General features: G+C 72.2%; 16 protein-coding genes. 5 read left to right on the forward strand and 11 right to left on the reverse strand.

The genetic code is table 11. The features are described 5' to 3' along the window. Positions 1-10: 10 nt before the first annotated feature. Positions 11-2,608 carry a cellulase family glycosylhydrolase gene (locus AAEM63_RS16185; RefSeq protein WP_341359256.1) on the reverse strand — a complete coding sequence of 866 codons (2,598 nt, stop codon included), beginning with the start codon at positions 2,606-2,608 and terminating at the stop codon, positions 11-13. A gap of 619 nt (positions 2,609-3,227) precedes the next feature. Here AAEM63_RS16185 and AAEM63_RS16190 point away from each other — a divergent pair. Further along, positions 3,228-3,848, forward strand: a complete 621-nt coding sequence (locus AAEM63_RS16190) for a substrate-binding domain-containing protein (protein ID WP_341359257.1) — start codon at positions 3,228-3,230, stop codon at positions 3,846-3,848. Between the two features lie 86 nt (positions 3,849-3,934). Here AAEM63_RS16190 and AAEM63_RS16195 read toward each other — a convergent pair whose 3' ends face one another. The 3 genes from AAEM63_RS16195 to AAEM63_RS16205 form a co-directional block, all read right to left on the reverse strand. Continuing rightward, positions 3,935-5,011: a hypothetical protein gene (locus AAEM63_RS16195; RefSeq protein ID WP_341359258.1), complete on the reverse strand. Its 1,077-nt coding sequence runs from the start codon at positions 5,009-5,011 to the stop codon at positions 3,935-3,937. 522 nt (positions 5,012-5,533) lie between these two features. Beyond that, a complete protein-coding gene (locus AAEM63_RS16200; protein ID WP_341359259.1) occupies positions 5,534-5,941 on the reverse strand; it encodes a ClpX C4-type zinc finger protein in 408 nt (135 codons plus the stop codon). A 49-nt stretch (positions 5,942-5,990) separates the two neighbouring features. Next, positions 5,991-6,251, reverse strand: coding sequence for a hypothetical protein (locus tag AAEM63_RS16205; protein WP_341359260.1), 261 nt, complete (start codon positions 6,249-6,251; stop codon positions 5,991-5,993). A gap of 185 nt (positions 6,252-6,436) precedes the next feature. On the opposite strand from AAEM63_RS16205, the gene AAEM63_RS16210 reads away from it, so the two are divergent. Beyond that, positions 6,437-7,051, forward strand: coding sequence for a dihydrofolate reductase family protein (locus AAEM63_RS16210; protein WP_341359261.1), 615 nt, complete (start codon positions 6,437-6,439; stop codon positions 7,049-7,051). Positions 7,052-7,085: 34 nt separating this feature from the next. Further along, on the forward strand, positions 7,086-7,856 hold the full coding sequence (locus tag AAEM63_RS16215) for an LLM class F420-dependent oxidoreductase (RefSeq protein ID WP_341359262.1): 771 nt from the start codon (positions 7,086-7,088) through the stop codon (positions 7,854-7,856). A gap of 362 nt (positions 7,857-8,218) precedes the next feature. Here the strand turns inward: AAEM63_RS16215 and AAEM63_RS16220 are convergent, their stop codons facing one another. The 6 genes from AAEM63_RS16220 to AAEM63_RS16245 all read right to left on the reverse strand — a co-directional run bounded on the left by AAEM63_RS16220 (position 8,219) and on the right by AAEM63_RS16245 (position 13,918). After that, positions 8,219-9,226, reverse strand: a complete 1,008-nt coding sequence (locus AAEM63_RS16220) for an EamA family transporter (protein ID WP_341359263.1) — start codon at positions 9,224-9,226, stop codon at positions 8,219-8,221. Beyond that, a complete protein-coding gene (locus AAEM63_RS16225; RefSeq protein ID WP_341359264.1) occupies positions 9,223-9,876 on the reverse strand; it encodes an NAD(P)H-dependent oxidoreductase subunit E in 654 nt (217 codons plus the stop codon). Before AAEM63_RS16225 ends, AAEM63_RS16220 begins: the two co-directional genes overlap by 4 nt. After that, positions 9,870-11,792, reverse strand: coding sequence for a [FeFe] hydrogenase, group A (locus tag AAEM63_RS16230; RefSeq protein WP_341359265.1), 1,923 nt, complete (start codon positions 11,790-11,792; stop codon positions 9,870-9,872). Before AAEM63_RS16230 ends, AAEM63_RS16225 begins: the two co-directional genes overlap by 7 nt. A gap of 10 nt (positions 11,793-11,802) precedes the next feature. After that, positions 11,803-13,026 carry an NADH-ubiquinone oxidoreductase-F iron-sulfur binding region domain-containing protein gene (locus tag AAEM63_RS16235; protein ID WP_341359266.1) on the reverse strand — a complete coding sequence of 408 codons (1,224 nt, stop codon included), beginning with the start codon at positions 13,024-13,026 and terminating at the stop codon, positions 11,803-11,805. A 158-nt stretch (positions 13,027-13,184) separates the two neighbouring features. Then, on the reverse strand, positions 13,185-13,526 hold the full coding sequence (locus AAEM63_RS16240) for a helix-turn-helix domain-containing protein (protein ID WP_123920142.1): 342 nt from the start codon (positions 13,524-13,526) through the stop codon (positions 13,185-13,187). Between the two features lie 5 nt (positions 13,527-13,531). Next, positions 13,532-13,918, reverse strand: coding sequence for a hypothetical protein (locus tag AAEM63_RS16245; protein ID WP_123914729.1), 387 nt, complete (start codon positions 13,916-13,918; stop codon positions 13,532-13,534). A 401-nt stretch (positions 13,919-14,319) separates the two neighbouring features. On the opposite strand from AAEM63_RS16245, the gene AAEM63_RS16250 reads away from it, so the two are divergent. Then, positions 14,320-15,420: an IS110 family transposase gene (locus AAEM63_RS16250; protein WP_246006125.1), complete on the forward strand. Its 1,101-nt coding sequence runs from the start codon at positions 14,320-14,322 to the stop codon at positions 15,418-15,420. A 305-nt stretch (positions 15,421-15,725) separates the two neighbouring features. Here AAEM63_RS16250 and AAEM63_RS16255 read toward each other — a convergent pair whose 3' ends face one another. Next, positions 15,726-16,733, reverse strand: a complete 1,008-nt coding sequence (locus AAEM63_RS16255; RefSeq protein ID WP_123914731.1) for a LacI family DNA-binding transcriptional regulator — start codon at positions 16,731-16,733, stop codon at positions 15,726-15,728. A gap of 100 nt (positions 16,734-16,833) precedes the next feature. Between AAEM63_RS16255 and AAEM63_RS16260 the strand changes: the two genes are divergently transcribed. Further along, the gene (locus AAEM63_RS16260) at positions 16,834-18,399 is read left to right on the forward strand and encodes an altronate dehydratase family protein (RefSeq protein ID WP_341359267.1); all 1,566 of its coding nucleotides are present in this window, start codon (positions 16,834-16,836) and stop codon (positions 18,397-18,399) included. Positions 18,400-18,427: the final 28 nt, after the last annotated feature.

Below are 18,427 nucleotides of genomic sequence, written 5' to 3' on the forward strand. Positions count from 1 at the left end.
GGACCGAGCCTCAGCTTTCGATGCGCAGGATCACGCTGTGCCACTGCTCGAGCTCGAGATCGAGACCGCGGGCCAGGAGCGTCCCCGCGTTGCCCTCGTAGGCGACGCCGCCGTCCTCGGCGACGAGGCGGAAGCTGCCGTCGCGCCGCACCCTGGGGAAGATCCGGGTCCGCGCGGGGTTCTTGGCCGCGCGCCGGTAGACGACGAGGTGCTCAGGTCCCTCGATGAGCTGGAAGTCCGTCCCGGTCTTCTGGTCCACCGGCACACCCGCGCCGGTGAGGAAGCGCGCGAGGTCCTCGCGTGTGAGGGTGGCGACGTCGTCGAGCCACAGCACCGGGACACCGAGGTCCTCGCGGTCGAGGACCGAGCGGACGCGCTCGTCGAGGTTGCGGCGGTCGACGACCACGGCCTTGTAGGCGAACTCGGCGCTGAGGCCGTCCACCTGCTCCAAGCCGGTCGGGACCTGGGTGAGCATCGTGTCGATGATCTCGTCGTCGGTGAGCAGGTGGAACGTGGGGAGGTGGAGGTCGAGGGCCAGCCGTACGAACGGCACCACCGACCAGTTGTGGCCGTTGGAGACCGGCACCGCGGCCGGGTTCTGCACGAGGGCGACCGGCGCCGCACGCCAGTCCACCGGTCCGGCGGCGTACACGGGGGCATAGCGACGGTAGAGCCGGTCGAAGATCTCCTCGAACGGCACGAAGTCCTTGGCGTTGTGCCACAGCGCCCAGTGCAGCTGACCGACGGCGCCGGCCGCGTAGTACTGCGCGAGTCCGGCCTCGATCATGAGCTCGGCCGCCTCGACGTTGGTGAGGTCGGGGAGGAAGGAGTCCCACCCGTAGCTGCCGCCCTCGCCGTTGTACACCGGCGCCCGGGAGGTCGAGTACGGGGCGAAGAGCGAGGCGATCGCGTGGGAGAACACCTCGTCGACGTCGCGGGCGAGCCAGGGCGAGTGCCGGTCGGGGGCGTCCGGGCGCGGCTCGATGGGCGCGTTGGGCATGTAGTGGTGCGGCGCGTTGCCGTCGACGACGCCGGGCAGCTGCCAGGTCGGGGCAGCCGTCGAGACGTCGTGCCCGTACGCCGGCGCCATGGCGAAGGTCAGCCGGTCCGGATCGCCCGCCTTCACCGCGAGGGCGGCGCGCTCGGTGACGCGGCGCCAGTTGGCCTGGACGGACATGTAGGCGTCGTGGGGCTCGTTGTGCGGCACCTCGATGCCGAGCAGTCCCGGGCTGCCACGGAAGTGCGCGGCCAGCCACCGGTGCGCGTCCAGCAGCGCGTCGAGATGGGCGGGGTCGGACATGTTCAGGGTTCCGCGCTCGGTGAGCGAGGGCGCGAGGTAGGCGAAGGCGGTTCCGTCCTTGCCGGTACCGGCGTCCTGGGTGCGGCCCCCGCTCCAGTAGTCGTAGGGGTCGACCGGGAACCGGTGCCAGTCGAGGATGAGGCGGACGCCGTGACGCCCGGCCCGCTCGACGAAGTGGTCCAGCATGTCCATCCACTCGGGATTCATCCCGCGGGAGGTCATCTCGCCCGCCCAGGCGTCGTCGTCGGGGAAGACCCCCCGCGCGGGCTGGACCATGCCGAGGTTGAGCGGGACCCGCACAGCCCCGAGGCCCCAGTAGGCCATGAGCGCGATGTCTGCGTCGAGCCCGGTCCAGTCGGCCCGCCGTGGGAAGCCGAGCATCATGAGGTCGTAGTTGAAGCCGGTGAAGCCCAGCGGGCGGTCACCCTCGAGCAGGCGCCCGTCGACGACGGTGGGCATGACCAGCTCGCGCGGGACCCGCACCTCGATCGGGAAGCTCTGGACGACACCGAGGTGGTCGATCCCGATCTCCGCGGTGCCCGCCGCGACAGGCGTGAGGTACCCGTAGGGGTCGATCCGCAGGACGGCCGGGTCGGAGCTCGTCAGGGTGGAGTGCTGGGTGACGTCCATGGCGGACCCGCCGTCGTACTGCGCCCGGACGACGAGCGGGACGAGGTCGACGTCGTCGGTGAGAACCACGGGCAGCCCGCTGGTCTCGAGCGACGCGGGGACCACGGGGCTGACGGTGTGCTCGACACGGACGTCGTCGAACCACACGGTGGCGGCCGTGCGGCCACCGAGGTGGTCCTTCCACACCTGCAGCTCCAGCCGGACGACGTCCTCCATCCCGGCGATGTTGTTGAAGTGGGTGACCTCGACGGGCGTCCAGGACCCCGGCGAGGCGGGGATGTTGACCTGGGTGTTGCGCAGGACGTTCGAGCCGCTCACGAGCCGGACCTGCACCCGGCTGGCTCCCTGGCTCATCACGGCGAAGGTGACCTTCGTGATGTCGAGGTGGTCCAGAGTCTTGCGCAGGGCGACATAGCGTCCGGCGGCGGAGAAGTCGGCGGTGAGCTTCCCGGACCGCTCCCCCACGGCAGACACGGTGGCGTCACGCTCGAAGGTGGCGGTGGCCGCTCCGTACTCGTTGCCGAGATGCACCGCCCACGGCTCGTGGCGGGACTCGAAGTGCCCGACGACGTCGATCCACGTCGTCGGCGCAGCGGCGGCCGGCGCCGCCGTGGCGGAGGCGATCGCCGACGTCGCAACCACGACCCCCGCCCCCTTGAGCATCGTTCGCCTCGTCATGCCGGCGTTCTCCATCGGTCTCCCTCTCCATCGAGTTCGGCCGTGTCGGAGAGCACGACCGGGCACGTCCGCGTCAGAGAAATGGCGCGCAGGAATGTTCCTGATCTGGAACAGACCGACCATTCTCCTAAAGCGGTTTAGCGCAGTTTAGGGAGATGATTGCGCGGGGGTCAACACCTTCCGTCCCGGCGGGCCGACGCTCCTCCTCCGCGGCGGTCCGGTGCTCCACTTCGGGCGTCTCGGTACCGGGCGGTGAGCGCCGGTCGGTCATCGCTGGGCAGGACGAAGCGGCGGGGTGGACGCCTCGCCCACCCCGCCGCTCCGTTCTCCTGCGCGCCGGCCGCTGTGTCGGCTTCCCCGATCCGCCGGCGTGAGCCCTACCCGCGGGAGGACCGGGGATCGCGCTCGCGCGGCGCCCGGCCCTTGTCCTAGCCCGCCAGCTGGACCGTGCAGGTCCGCTCCTGGGCGCCGTCCCGCTGGTCACGGTCACCGTGGCCGTGGGGTCCGACCGCGTCGGCTGGGTCACGACGACCTCGGCGTAGGGGTCGGCACCCAGGGTCTGGTCCGGGGAGCCTTCACCCGGCTGGGCGAGCTCGCCGTCGACGCCGTGATCGTGGTCATGGAGGTCCACCTCCTCGACGCCGTCCGGATCACGCTGCCGCCGGACGCGAACGTCGTGGTGGTCGACTCCGACGCGGACGAGCAGTACACGGTCGTCGACACCGACCAGGCGGACGGCTCGCGTCAGGCGGTCGAGCACCTGCTCGGGCTGGGGCACGAGACGGTCTGGCACGTGGCCGGGCCGGACGGTTCCTTCGCCGCCCAGCGCCGGGCGGCTGCGTGGGCCGAGACCCTGCGGTCGCACGGCCGGCCGGTGCCCCGCATGTTGCACGGCGACTGGTCGTCCGCGTCCGGCTACCAGGCCGGCCTCGCCCTGCCGGACGAGTGCACGGCCGTGTTCGCGGCGAACGACCAGATGGCCCTGGGCATCCTCCGCGCGCTGCGCGAACGGAGGATTGCGGCGCGGCAGCACGTGAGCGTGGTCGGGTTCGACGACGTCCCGGGGGCTGCGTCCTACTGCCCGCCGCTGACGACGATCCACCAGGACTTCGCCCAGGTCGGCCGGCGCTGCGTGGACAAGGCGCTGCGCCAGATCGAGGGACACGGGCCCGAGGCGGGCCGGACCCTCGTCCCGACGTCGCTGGTGGTCCGGGACTCCACGGCGCCGCCCGCCGGGTGACGGAACCCACGGCGCCACCTGCCCGGTGACGAAAGACCGGCCCTCCCCCGGTGCGGGGAAGGGCCGGTCTCGGCCGTGCGCGGTGGTCAGACGCGGGCGCTGCGGCGGATCATCGCAGCACCCAGGGCCACGGCGGCGAGGGCCGCGATGGCGAGGGGGCCCGTGGTGCCGCCGGTGTTGGGCAGCGTCTTCACGGTCACGGTCCTGGCGGCGACGGCGGACTCGGTCACGACGGGCGTGGTGACCGGGGCTCGGCCGACGAGTCCGTCGAGCGAGCGGGAGGCGGGCTCATCCATGCGGCCCTCCTCGACGTCGGACGTGCCGGTGTCGACCGGCGTCGAGGGTGTCGTCGGGTCGGGCGTCTCGTCGACCGGGGTCGTCGGGTCGGGCGTCTCGTCGACCGGCGTCTCGGGGTCCGGCGTCTGGTCGTCCGGCGAGGTGCCGCCGTCCGGGATGTCGACCGGGGGCTCGGCCGGCGGCTCCTCCTCGACGGGCGGCTCCCCGTCGGCGACGGCGCAGCCGGCGGCGAGGATGTCCTGGTCACCGAAGGGGCCGTAGGTCTCACCGAGGTAGGTGAAGACCGGGACGATGTCGTCGCCACCGAGGTGCCCGTTGTAGGCGGCGGCAGCGTCGACCGTGATCGTCACGTAGGGGTTCTGCTCCGAGGCGGTGGCCTGGCAGATCGTGACCTTGGGGTCTGCCGGCTCGACGGCGGGGGGCTCCGGCGTCTGCTCGTCGGGCAGTGCGCCTCCGTCGCCGGGCTCCTCGACCGGGGGCACCTCAGCCGGCGGCTCCTCGGCCGGGGGCTCCTCGGCGGGCGGCTCCTCAGCCGGGGGCTCCTCGGCGGGCGGCTCCTCAGCCGGCGGCTCCTCGGCCGGGGGCTCCTCAGCCGGCGGCTCCTCGGCCGGGGGCACCTCAGCGGGCGGCTCCTCGGCCGGAGGCTCCTCAGCAGGCGGCTCCTCGGCCGGAGGCTCCTCAGCAGGCGGCTCCTCAACCGGGGGCTCCTCGGCCGGCGGCTCCTCGACGGCAACCGCGCAGCCGGCGGCCAGGATGCTCTGGTCGCCGAAGGGGCCGTAGGTCTGGCCGAGGTACGTGAAGACGGGCACGACGTCGCCGCTGCCGAGGTGACCGTTGTAGGCCGACGCAGCGTCGACCGTGATCATGACGTAAGGGTTCTTCGCCGAGGCGGTTGCCTGGCACAGCGTGACCCTGGGGTCCGGGACCTCATCCTGTCCGCGACCGTTGTTGGCGTAGGCAGGGACGGAAAGAGCTCCGGCGATCAGGATCGCCGTCGCAACCGAGGCGCCCCTCAAGGTGTTCTTCACAGCTTCTGTCTCCCCAATTCTTGTCCCCCACAAATGACGCAAGAAGGGCCACTGATTCTTGCTGAGCGGCTGTCACTTCCCACGTCAATGACGTTATGGGGCAAGGCGCTGCATCGCGCAGCGAGGGGGTCCGGATTACCTGAAGATTCCCTCAGTGCGCGGACGTCACATTTGGGAAAAATTGAGGAAACGGGCAATGGAGCGCCGGTAGCGGCTCAATGGCGGGAATTCCCACCTCAAGATTGGCTCAAGATGGACCGGCGTCAGCGTCCACGATCTCGGACTCAGCCAGGGCGTCCGGGTGGCCGGCTGTCAGCTCGCCGCTGGGACGTCCTTTTGACCTGCAACGAGACGTCCAGCTCACTCCTCGCCGGAGAAGCGCTCCCAGGCGGACTGCCTCGTCATGCCGAGGGCCGCACCGATCCGCGCCCACGTGACGCCGTGGTCACGCAGCCTGCCCACACACTCGCGCAGCCCGGAGGCGACCTGGTCCGAGGCCGCGACGATGCGGGGCAGGTACTCGAGCAGCTGCTCGTCGGTCATGTCGTCCCAGACGGCCAGCCGGGTGTCGGGCACCTCGACGCCCGCGCCGTCGACCTCCTCCCTGCCGGTGGCTGCCGCGTCGGCCGCGAGGATGTCCCGGCAGAGGTCCACACAGATGTTGCAGATGTAGACGCCGGGCCCCGCGATCACCTTGGCGACCTCGTGCGCCGCCTTGCCGCAGAACGAGCAGCGCATCGATACCGCGACTTCCTCCGAACGCGCCATCAGTGATCCCCTCAGCCGTCAGGGACCTCCTGACGTGTCAGGTTCGACCTTACGGCATGGTGTCGCCAGGATGTGCCGGCACGCGGTCGCCTGCTGCGCCGACCGGACCCCGCGGCTCCGGCTCGGGCTCTAGCTCGGGCTCGGGAACGGGCTCGGGCTCGGGCTCGGGAACGGGCTCGGGCTCGGGCTCGGGAACGGGCTCGGGCTCGGGCTCGGGAACGGGCTCGGGCTCGGGCTCGGGCTCGGGCTCGGGCTCGGGCTCGGGAACGATGGCCACCGCAGTGCGTCCGGAGACCGCGAGCACCGCCACGACCTCATGGCCCGCGGCCCACGGCCCTTGGCCCTTGGCCCTTGGCCCACGGCACGAGATTGCTCAAATGGTCGTGATCTACGACCATTTGAGCAATCTCGTTGCGTCCATTTGAGCAATCTCGTTGCGTCCCGGGGTCCACTGATGGCTGCCCGTCGCCGGGCCCCCGCTCTACGCTCAGGTCCATGGGCCGCATCGTGTTCGACACCGCCACGAGCATCAACGGCTGGATCGCCGACGAGGACAACTCGCTCGCCTGGTTGTTCGCCGTCGAGAACGGCGAGACGCCCGACGACGAGCTGTTCCCCTCCGGCGCCGCGGTGCTCGTCGAGGGCTCGACGACGTACGAGTGGATCCTCGCCGAGCAGGACATCCTCGCCCACCCCGAGAAGTGGCGGGAGTTCCACGGCGAGAAGCCGACTTTCGTCTTCACCACCCGCGACCTGCCGGTGCCGGACGGCGCGGACGTGCGCTTCGTCTCCGGTGCGGTGGCGGACGTGCTCCCGGAGATCCGCCGTGCCGCCGGCGACGGCGACATCTGGGTGGTGGGCGGGGGCGACCTCGCCGGTCAGTTCCTCGACGCCGGTGCGCTCGACGAGATCGCGCTGTCCGTGGCGCCGGTCGCGCTGACGGGCGGGGCCCCGCTCCTCCCCCGTCGGGTGGAGTCGGACCGGCTCCGGCTGGTCTCGGCGACCGCCGTCGGACAGTTCGCCCGCCTGGTCTACGCGGTGAGAGCTGCCGGCTCCGAGGCGATCGGCGAGCGCGACGGTGGCGCCGGTCCGGCTGGGCAGGCTCCGTAGCGCCGGCCACGACCACGGGTGGCAGGATCCCTGCATGGAACGACCCGTGCGCATCGCCGTCCAGCTCCAGCCGCAGCACGCGGACTACCCGCAGATCCGGGACGCCGTCGCGCGTGCCGAGGACGCGGGCGTCGACGTCGTCTTCAACTGGGACCACTTCTTCCCGCTCGACGGCGACCCGGACGGCAAGCACTTCGAGTGCTGGACCATGCTCGGCGCGTGGGCCGAGGCCACGAGCCGGGTCGAGATCGGCGCGCTCGTCACGTGCAACAGCTACCGCAACCCCGAGCTCCTGGCCGACATGGCGCGCACGGTCGACCACATCAGCGGCGGCCGCCTCATCCTCGGTATCGGCGCGGGATGGTTCGAGCGGGACTACCGCGAGTACGGCTACGACTTCGGCACGCCCGGCACCCGTCTCGCCGACCTGCGGCAGGCTCTGCCGAGGATCCGGTCGCGCTGGGAGCGGCTCAACCCTGCGCCCACGCGGGAGATCCCGGTGCTCGTCGGCGGTGGCGGGGAGCGCAAGACGCTGCGCTACACCGCGGAGCACGCCGACATCTGGCACGCCTTCGGCTCCCTCGAGACGATCCGGCACAAGAGCGCGGTGCTCGACCGGCACTGCGCCGACGTCGGGCGCGACCCGGCCCGGATCGAACGGTCCACCGCGGTGCGCCGTCGTCCCGAGGACGTGGCCGGGGGCCTCCTCGATGCCGGCGTCACCCTGTTCACCATCGGCAGCAGCGGACCTGACTACGACCTCGACCTCGTGCGCCGGTGGGTGGCGTGGCGGGACGCTCGCTGAGCACGAGTCTGCTCGATCGGGCGCGATTGACGACCATCTCAGCAGTCTCGTCAGCCGGGGCGGACCCCGTCGGCCGACACGGTTGCTGAATTGGTCGCGATTGACAGCCACCTCAGCACCCCGTGCGCCGGTGGGCCGGGTGGCGGGACGAGCGGCGGGCACGAGGTTGCTCAAATGGTCGTTATCGACAGCCATCTGAGCAACCTGGTGAACCGGCTGGGGCCATCGACGCCCGGCTCGAACGCCGTCGCCCGGCTCGAACGCCGTCCGTCGGCTCGGGCCACTGGCCGGCTTCGACCGCCATGTCTCAGGACATCGGTGACAGTGGGCGCGCGCAGGTAGGGCGCTGAGCGTCTCCTGCCTCAGGCGCTCAGCGCCAGCCCTGCGAGCCCGACCACCGCGATGACGGCGCCGGGGTAGTACCCGGTGGGCGGCCGGTACCCCTCGAGCCACCGCGCGAACGGGATCGCGATGAGCGGTGCCATCGCGGCCACCGCCTGGACGACGCCCGGCTGCATGGTCTGCAGCGCCCACACCATGGCGGTGACGCCGAGGATGGGTCCGAAGAGGGCGTTGGCGCCCACCCAGAACCAGGCCCGGTCGGGCAGGCGGTTGCCGAGCGGGCCGAGCTCCGTGCGCGGTCCGCGGCCGCCGACCACGCCGGGGGCGGGGGCCAGTGCGGCCTTCGCCCAGGCCCGGCGGCCGGCGAGCAGCCGCACCAGGACCAGCGCCACGAGCGCCACGGCGACCCCGCCGGTGAGCCGGTCGAACGCCGCGGTGCTCACCTGCTCGATGCTGCGGCCGACCGGGGGCGTCTGCCCGCCCGCGGCGGCGTTCTCGGCCTGCTGGATCGCCAGGAGCGCCCGGCGGCTGATGACGGCGCTGCCCGCCTGGGCGAGCGCGGCAAGGACAGCCAGCGCGGCACCGAGTGCCACCCGCGGCCGTTGGGTGCCCCTGACGTACGGCAGCAGCCCGAGGACCACCCCGGTGAGGATGACGAGGCTGAAGGTGATCTCCCGGGCGGTGATGGCGTCGGCGAACCAGACGAGCGCCAGGATCGCCGCGGCGAAGGCCGCCGTGGTCTCGACGACGAGCGAGGCGAGCGGGGCGCCGAGCAGCGGCAGGGCGCGGAACATCGCCAGCCCGCCCACGCCGAAGCCCAGGGCGCCGGCGGCGGCGAACATCGCGTAGTGGTCCCCCACCCCGCGGCCCACCGTGAACGCGAGCACGCCCATGACGACGGCGGCGACCGTGAGTCGGGCGAGGTTGGCCTTGACGTAGCCGAGCAGGCGGATGGCGCGCCGGGCGCAGACGGGGGTGATGCCGTAGAAGAAGGCCGTCAGCCCCGCCGCGGCCAGGCCGGGGGTCACGGCGCCTCGCCGGGGGCATCCGTCGCGCCGACGGCGGCCGGCTCGCCCTCGGCAGCCGGCTCGCCCCCGACAGCCGGCTCACCCTCGGCAGCGTGCTCGCCGACGGGATCCAGGTCCCGCGCGACCGCGACACTCACCGCAGCGGCCGCGGACTGCGGCGTGAGGTGGCCGTACGCGGCGTCGTCGAGCAGCATCGCGGGCGCCTGGTCGCACAGGCCGATGCAGTGGACCTCCTCGACCGCGACGCTCCCGCCGGAGGCGGCAGCCCGGGCCGCGGTCCCCGCCAGACGCTCGGCCACCGCGGCGGCGCCGGCCAGCTCGCAGCTGATCGTGCGGCACAGCCGCACCCGGTGGCGCGCGGGCGGGGCGGAAAGGAAGGCGTAGAACGTCACGACGCCCTGGATCTCGACCGGCGGCAGAGCGAACCGTGCGGCGAGGAGCTGCATCGCGCCGTCGTCGATCGCACCTGCGGCGGCGAGCTCCTGCAGGACCGGCAGGAGTGCGGACCGCTCGGTCCCGTGCCGGGCCATCGCGGCCTCCGCCAGCGCGAGGTGCGCGGCGCTCCCCCCGCCGGGCGCACGGTCGGGCCGCACGGCGGAGGCGCCGGCCGTCGTCGCGTCGCGGCCAGAGGTCTCGGGCAGGGTCAGCACGGCTCCTCCCTTCCGGCGGCGACGAACTCGCCGCGCTCGGTGTACCTGGTGTGCAGGAGGTGGTGGGCGGTGCGCCCGCCGGGGCCCTCGGTGAGGAGCTCGCGGTACAGGCGCAGGACCGCGGGGTTCTCGTGGCTCTTGCGCGGCCGGCCCTGGAGGCCGTAGGCGGCGTCCTCGGCGTAGATGGCTCGCGCGCGGGCGGCGCGGATCTCCGCGCTGGTGGGGATGGGCTGGCCGCCGCCGCCCAGGCACCCGCCGGGGCAGGCCATGAACTCGATGAAGTGGCAGCGGGAGAACTCCCCGCCGGCGCGGATGTCGTCGAGGATGCGGTGGGCGTTGGCGGTGCCGTGCGCGACGGCCAGGCGCAGGGTCGCGCCGCGCAGCCACTCGAGGTCGGGGACGAGGTGGGCGATGAGGTCCGGGACCGGCCCGACCTGGTCGATGGTCACCTCGACCAGCCGGACGCCGTCGAACCCGCGCACGGGCAGGACGTCGGCGTGGGTGAAGTACTCCTCGGCGGGCCGGCCGGTGACGAGCTCGATGACGGTGCGCAGCGCGGCCTCCATGACCCCGCCGGTGGCGCCGAAGATGACGCCGGAGCCGGTGGCGGTGCCGAAGGGGTTGTCGAAGTCCGAGGCCTCCTCGTTCGGCAGGTCGATGCCGCGCTGGCGGATCATCTTCGCGGCCTCGCGCGTGGTGAGTGCGATGTCGACGTCGGGCCGGCCGTCGCGGGAGAGCTCGGGGCGGGCGGCCTCGAACTTCTTGGCGGTGCAGGGCATGAGGGAGACCGAGACGACGTCGGCGGGGTCGAGGTGGTTGGCGTCGGCGTACCAGGTCTTGATGAGCGCCCCGAACATCTGCTGCGGGGAGCGGCAGGTCGACATGTGCGGCAGCAGGTCGGGGTAGCGGTGCTCGATGTCCTTGACCCAGCCGGGGCTGCAGGAGGTGAACATGGGCACGGGGCGGGTGGTGTCGCCGCGGACGAGGTTGTCGTACAGGCGCGAGAGGAGCTCGGCGCCCTCCTCGATGATGGTGAGGTCGGCGGCGAAGTTGGTGTCGAAGACCCGGTCGAAGCCCAGCTCGCGCAGGGCGGTGTTGAGCGGCCAGGTCAGGGCCGTGCCGGGCTCGAGGCCGAACTCCTCGCCGATCGCGGCGCGCGGGGCGGGCGCGGTCTGGACGACGACGTGCTTGGTGGGGTCCGCGAGCGCCGACCACACCGCGGCGGTGTCGTCGACCGCCTGCAGGGCGCCGGTGGGGCAGCGGTTGATGCACTGCCCGCAGCCGATGCAGCTGAGCTGGTTGAGCGGCAGGTCGAGGTAGGTGCCGATGGTGGTGGCGTCCCCGCGGCCGAGGACGCCGAGGATCCCGATGCCCTGGAGCTCGGCGCACGTGCGCACGCAGCGCAGGCAGTGGACGCACTTGTCGAGGTCGATGGTCACCGACGGGCCGAGGAGGTCCTGACGACCGGTGGGCTCGGTTCGCCGGCCGAGGCGCCAGGAGTCGACGCCGTGCTCGGCGGCGAGGTCCTGCAGCTCGCAGCTGCCGTTCCGCGCGCACGTGGGGCACTCCCCCACGTGCTCGGAGAGCATGAGGTCGACGACGTCGCGGCGGGCCTGCGCCACGCGTGGGCTGTGCGTGCGGATCTCGACCGGGACGGTGAGCGGGTACGCGCACGCGGCCTGCAGGGCACGCTGCCCCTCGATCTCGACGACGCAGACCCGGCACACGCCGGCGTCGGGCAGGTCGGGGTGGTGGCACAGCGTCGGGATGCGGATGCCGGCCTGCTTGGCGGCGTCGAGGACGGACGTGCCGGCGGGGACCTCGACGGGACGGCCGTCGATGGTGACGGCGACCGGCACGGTGGTGGGGGCCGCGGTGGGCGGGGCCCACGGGGCGGGGGTGGCCTGGGCGACCATGGCGGGCTCCTCAGATGGCCGGCGCAGGTGCGGCGGCCCGGGTGAGCTCGTCCCCGAAGTGCTCGAGGATCGAGAGGAAGACGTTCGGGCTGGACTGGCCGAGGCCGCACTTCGACGCCACCTGCATGGTCGCGCCGAGGCGCTCGAGGTCCGCCAGGTGCTCGGCGGTGCAGGTGCCGGCCCGCAGCATCGCGATGCCCTCGAGGATCTTGACGTTGCCGACGCGGCAGGGGGTGCACTGCCCGCACGACTCGTCGGCGAAGAAGCTCATGATGTTCTCGGCCGCCTCGAGGAGGTCACGGTCGGGGCCGAGGACGATGACGGCGCCGCCGGTGGCGACGTCCTCGTAGCTGATCGCCCGGCCGAACTCCGTGGCCGGCACGCACCGGCCGGCTGCCCCGCCGACGATGACGGCGCGGGCGTCCAGCCCGCCCGCCGCGGTGAGGACCTCCCCGATGGGCACCCCGAGGGGGAACTCGTAGACGCCCGGCCGCTCGACGTCGCCGGAGACGCTGAGGAGCTTGGGCCCGGTGGACCGGTCGGTGCCGATCGCGGCGAACCACTCCGGCCCGCGGGCGAGGATCGCCGTCACCCAGGCGAAGGTCTCGACGTTGTTGACCACGGTCGGCGCGCCGTGCAGCCCGCTGATGACGGGGAAGGGCGGGCGGTTGCGCGGCTCGCCGCGGCGGCCCTCGAGGCTCTCGAGCAGCGCGGTCTCCTCGCCGCACACGTAGGCGCCGGAGCCGAGGTGGAGCCGGATGTCGAAGGGGGCGCCGGGGCCGAGGGCGTCCGGGCCGAGCAGGCCGTCCGCGCGGCGGGCGGCCAGGCGGGCGAGGAGGTGCTCGCGCAGGTACACGTACTCGCCACGCAGGTAGAGGATCCCCTCGGCCGCGCCGATCGCGTGCCCGGCGATGGTCATGCCCTCGAGGACGAGGTCGGCGAGCTCGGCGAGGAGGACGCGGTCCTTGAACGTCCCGGGCTCGCCCTCGTCGGCGTTGCAGACGACGTAGCGCCGCCCGTCCGGCGCGGGCGCCCCGGCGGCCAGGGCCCACTTCAGCCCGGTGGGGAATCCTGCTCCGCCGCGGCCCTTGAGGCCCGAGCCGGTCACGGCGTCGACGACGTCGGAGGGGGCCAGGGCGAGCGCGGCGCTCAGGCCGGCTCCGACCTCGACGTCGGACAGGGTCAACGGGGTACGCACGGTCGAGCCGGGTGTGGACGGGGTACGCACGGTCATCGGGCGCTCCTTGCGCCCGGGCGCCGGGCGCTCCTCGCGCCGCCCACGGAACCGGGGCGGCGTCTTCACGCTACGACGGGGAACCGCGCCGGACCCGGGCCGTCCGTCCTTTCGGACGAATCACCCTCGAATGCAGGCGACCGAGCCCTCCGTTCCACTCACGGTGCGTCGATGTCGAGCTCGACGCGTCGCCCGCCGACGGTCATCGTGATGGCCACATCGACGGCCCCCGCGGCATGTAGGTAGTTGCGGAGCGTCGAGAGCAACATGTCCTCGCGGTGTTCGGTGCGAGAGACGGCGTCCTGGCCCACACCAAGCCGTTTCGCCAGCTCCTCCTGAGTGAGCTGGCCCGCCTTGCGGACGGTGGCGAGGTTCATCGCGTAGATGCGGTCCTCCTCTGCCATGCCCGCACGGATCTTGGCGACCTCAGTCGCGCGCTCCGGGTCAGACAGACGCTCCTTGAGCCAATCGTTCCCGCGCGTGGAGCGTGACCTCTCCATGGGGCTCACTTCCCGTCCTCCTGCATGAACTTCTCGATGATCTGATCGGCCCGGGTGCCTACGCTGTCGTAGAACACATCACCCATCCCCGCTTTGTCGCCGCTGAAGAGCACCACCACCGCGGTCTCTGTGTCCATGAACCACACGATCGTCCTCACGGCGATTCCAGGTTCGAACGGATGCGACAAGCGCCAGACCGGGTACCTCTTCGACTGCCTGACCCGCCTGAGAGTCGGACTCTCGTCGCGTGGCTCGTCGTCGAGCTCCTCGATGTACTGGATCTGGGCTGCGATGAGGTCCAGCTTCCGTTGCGCCGACCAGTCACCGCCGGTGGCCTTGCGCTCAAGATCGTCAAGCATCCGCTGGAAGTCGTCGTTCCAGTCGACCAGCATCCACTCAGTATGACGCGAAAATCATATGACCCGCAACGCATCTTGGTGGTGACGACAGCCCCAGTTGCCGATTTGGCCTCAGACGGTATGTAGTGCGGCTGGTGTTGGGTCTCGGGGTCGCGCCGCTGGTTGGTGATTGTGGTGGTTGTCGGTGGGGCGTCAAGGCACTTCGTCCCCTGCGGGGCGGGCCTGCGGCCCGGTCTTGACTCCCCACCGACAACCACACCTTCGCCTGGAGGCGGCGCGATCTGTGAGCCTGCGCGGTAAAGGGCCCCCTGTGACGGCGTGTCTGTGGGACTGACCGGGGGCTGGTCAGCAGGAGCCCCCGCGGCGCATCGTCGTGAGTTACCACCGGTGACCAATCCGGGGCGCCGGTGGATCACAGTCGTCGGGAGGCTCCTGTGTTCACCAACATAATCCCTGCCGCTCGTGAGCGGTGGGTCGTGGGTCTAGACGTCCACGCCCGTTCCATCAGCGCGTCCGCGCTCGACCTGACCACCGGCGAGCTCATCAATGCCCACCTGGCCGCAGAGACCACCGCGGTGCTGCGGTTCCTCACCGGTCTGAACGGCCCGGCAGCGGTGGCCTACGAGGCCGGCCCGACCGGGTTCGGCCTCGCTAGGGCGTTGGACCAGGCCGGGCTGCGGTGCGTGGTCGCCGCCCCCTCCAAGATCGCCCGCGCATCGGGCGACCGGGTCAAGACCGACAAACGTGACGCGACTCTGCTGGCCCGGCGCCTGGCAGCCGCGGACCTGACCGCGGTACGGGTCCCGACCCCGACCGAGGAAGCCGCTCGAGACCTGACCCGCGCCCACGAGGACGCCCGCACCGACCTGATGAGCGCCCGGCACCGCGCCTCCAAGCTCCTCCTGCGCCACGGCATCGTCTACTCCGGCGGGAGAGCATGGACTCTGGAGCACCACGCCTGGCTGGCGCGGATCCGTCTCCCGCAGCCGGCTTCCCAGACCGCCTTCGACGACGCCCACCAACACGTCCTGCTGCTGGAGGCCCGCAAGAAGAACCTCGCCCACCAGGTCGCCCTCCTGGCAGCCGAGAGTGAGTTCACCGGCGTGTTCCACGCCCTGGGCTGCCTACGCGGTATCGCCGGCATCACCGCGATGTCGTTGGCCGTAGAGATCGGTGACTGGGACCGGTTCACCGGCGCCTCGATCGGCGCCTACCTCGGCCTGACCCCGACCGAGCACTCCTCCGGAGGCACCCGGCGCCTGGGGCCGATCACCAAGGCCGGCAACCCCCACGCCCGCCGACTGCTCGTCGAAGCGGCCTGGCACCACCGCCCCGGCTACCGGGTCGGGACCATCTTGCAAGCTCGTTTCGATGCCGCCACCCCCACCCAGGCCGCCCGCGGCCACGAGGGCAACCTGCGCCTGCACCGCCGCTGGGAACACTTCGACACCGAGCACAAACGCACCACGGTCGCGAACATCGCGATCGCCCGAGAACTCGCCGGATGGTGCTGGTCCCTGGCCACCACCCGGTGAACAAGCCCTGACCCGCCGGCCCTGCGGCGAGGAAGCAGCGTGAGGGGACGACCCACGAATCGGCTGTGAGCCCCCGGACCCTGACCAGGCCGGGCACGCCCGACCTCAGACCGTGCCGACCGTCCCCGCCGAAACCACCGTCATGCGGCAACGAACCCGCGCATATCAGACTCGACACCGCGTCGAACAGACACGCACCCCACCCAGGACTCACAGGCCAGGAAAAGGGAAAGCCGCCCGATCCGGAGCAACCCAGCCCCGGACCGGCGGCCAACCCCTGCCCACTTGACAAACCGCCCTACATATCAGCCGATGGCGCGGGCCGCCTCGCGCGTGCTCTCCACCGGCCCGGTCGACCCGCGGACGACGAGGGTGGAGCGGAGGAGCTCCGACGCCGGCGGCAGGGTGACGTCAGCGAGGCGCCGCTCGAGCATCTCGGCGGCGATGGTGCCCATCGACCCACTGCGGGCCGCGATCGTCGTCAGGCCCGGGGTGACCATGCCCTCGTCGAGGGAGTCGTCGAAGCCGGCGATGCTCAGCCGGCCCGGGACGTCGACGCCCATCTCGCGCACCCGGGTGAGCAGGCCCCACGCGATGAGGTCGTCGAAGCCGATGACGGCGGTGCGACCGGAGTCGACGACCTTCTGTGCGGCGGCGCGGCCACCGGCGAAGGTGGGCGCGTGCGGGCCGGCGATGCGCAGGTCCACCCCGAGCCGGTCGGCGGCCGCCGTGAGGCCGGCGCGCTTCGCCCGGCCCGACCGCGAGGCGGCCGGGCCGTCGAGGTAGAGCACGGAGGTGTGACCCATGCGCGCGAGGTGGGTGAGCAGGTCGTCCATGCCCTGGGCGGCGTCGATCGCCACGCCGTCGACGCCGTCGACGAGGCGGTTGACCAGGACGGTGGGGCGGCGCTGCGCGAAGACGCGGACGTCGTCGTCCTCCAGGCGCGAGGCGATGAGGATGAGGCCGTCGACCTGCTGGCTCAGCCGCGCGACGAGCTCGGGCTCGACGGAGGGGTCCTCGCGCGAGTCGGCGAGGAACATCCCGAAGCGGCGCTCCTGCGCGACCTGGGCGATGCCGGCGACGATCGGGCCGAAGAACGGGTTGGACACGTCGGGCAGCAGCACGCCGACGTTGCCGAGCTTGCCGGTGGCCAGACCCCGGGCGGCGAGGTTGGGGCGGAAGTTGAGCGCCTCGGCCGTCTCGATGACGCGGCGCCGGGTCTCGGGGTTGACGCGCGCGGCGCCGTTGAGCGAGCGGGAGACGGTCGCGATCGACACCCCCGCCTCGCGTGCGACGTCGTGGATGGTCGCCATGGGGGTGGTCCTCCTCTCGCGGGGACGGTACGATGAAAGCGCTTACGCCTAGCGTACCGGGCCATTTGCCTCTTGGGGAGAGGTCCACGGAAAGGTTCTCATGTCAGACACGCTCCGGACCACGACACCGCTTCCGCTCGCGGAGGCGACGATCCTCCTGCGCCCCGACGACGACGTCGCGATCGCCACCCGCGACCTGCTCGCCGGCACGGTGCTCGAGCGCGAGGGCGCCGAGCCGCTCGTCGTCGCCGCGACCGTCCCGCGCGCCCACAAGCTCGCCGTGCGCGCCGCGGCCGCGGGTGGTCAGGTGCGCAAGTACGGCCAGTCGATCGGCCGCGCCACGCGGGAGATCCTCCCCGGCGAGCACGTCCACGGCCACAACCTCGCCATGGACGACGGCGAGCACGACTACGAGTTCGGCACCGCCCGGGTGACGGTGCCGCCGACGATGCGGGGGCGGACGTTCCGCGGCTACCGCCGGGCCGACGGGCGCGTGGGCACGCGCAACTTCATCGGCGTCATCACCTCGGTCAACTGCTCGGCCAGCACCGCGAAGATGATCGCCGACCAGTTCCGCGGCATCGGGGTCCTCGACGAGTTCGAGCACGTCGACGGCGTCATGGCCATCACCCACGGCTCGGGCTGCGGCCTCGTGCCCGACTCCAACGGCGGGCAGACCCTCCTGCGCACGCTGCGCGGGTACGCCCACCACCCGAACTTCGGCGGCCTGCTCGTCCTCGGGCTGGGCTGCGAGATGATCCCGGTGCAGTCCCTCACCGCGGGCCTCGACCTGCCCGAGGGCCTCCACGTGGAGACGATGACGATCCAGGACAGCGGCGGCGTGCGGGCCACCGTGCGCGAGGCCGTGGCGAAGATCCGCGCCATGCTGCCCGAGGTGAACCAGGCGCGCCGCGAGGACGCCGACATCTCCGAGCTCGTCCTCGGCCTGAACTGCGGCGGCTCCGACGGGTACTCCGGTATCACCGCGAACCCCGCGCTCGGCCACGCCTCGGACCTCCTCGTCGGGGCCGGCGGCACCTCGGTGCTCGCCGAGACACCGGAGGTCTACGGCGCCGAGCACCTGCTCACCCGGCGCGCGGTGAGCGAGGAGGTCGGTCGGAAGCTGCTCGACCGTATCGCGTGGTGGAAGGACTACGCCGCGGCGGGCGGTGGGACGCTGGACAACAACCCCTCCCCCGGCAACAAGGCCGGCGGGCTGACGACGATCCTCGAGAAGTCCCTCGGCGCCGTCGCCAAGGGCGGGACCGCCGAGCTCTCCGCCGTCTACGAGTACGCCGAGCCGATCGAGCGCGGCGTGGGCTTCGCGTTCATGGACACCCCCGGGTACGACCCGGTCTCGGTCACCGGGCTGGTGGCGGGTGGCGCGACGGTCGTCTGCTTCACCACCGGGCGCGGCTCGGTGCTGGGCTCCAAGCCGGCGCCGACGATCAAGCTCGCCACCAACACCGAGATGTACGAGCGCATGCACGAGGACATGGACCTCAACTGCGGGCGCATCGTCGACGGGACCGCGACGCTGACCGAGGTCGGCGAGGAGATCTTCGAGAAGATCATCGCGGTGGCGTCCGGGGAGGCGTCGGTGAGCGAGGAGCTCGACCTCGGCCAGGAGGAGTTCGTGCCGTGGCAGCTGGGGGCCGTGACCTGACCGGCACCGCGAGCGATCACCCCGTCGC

The organism is Georgenia sp. M64 (assembly GCF_038049925.1).
Lineage (GTDB): Bacteria > Actinomycetota > Actinomycetes > Actinomycetales > Actinomycetaceae > Georgenia.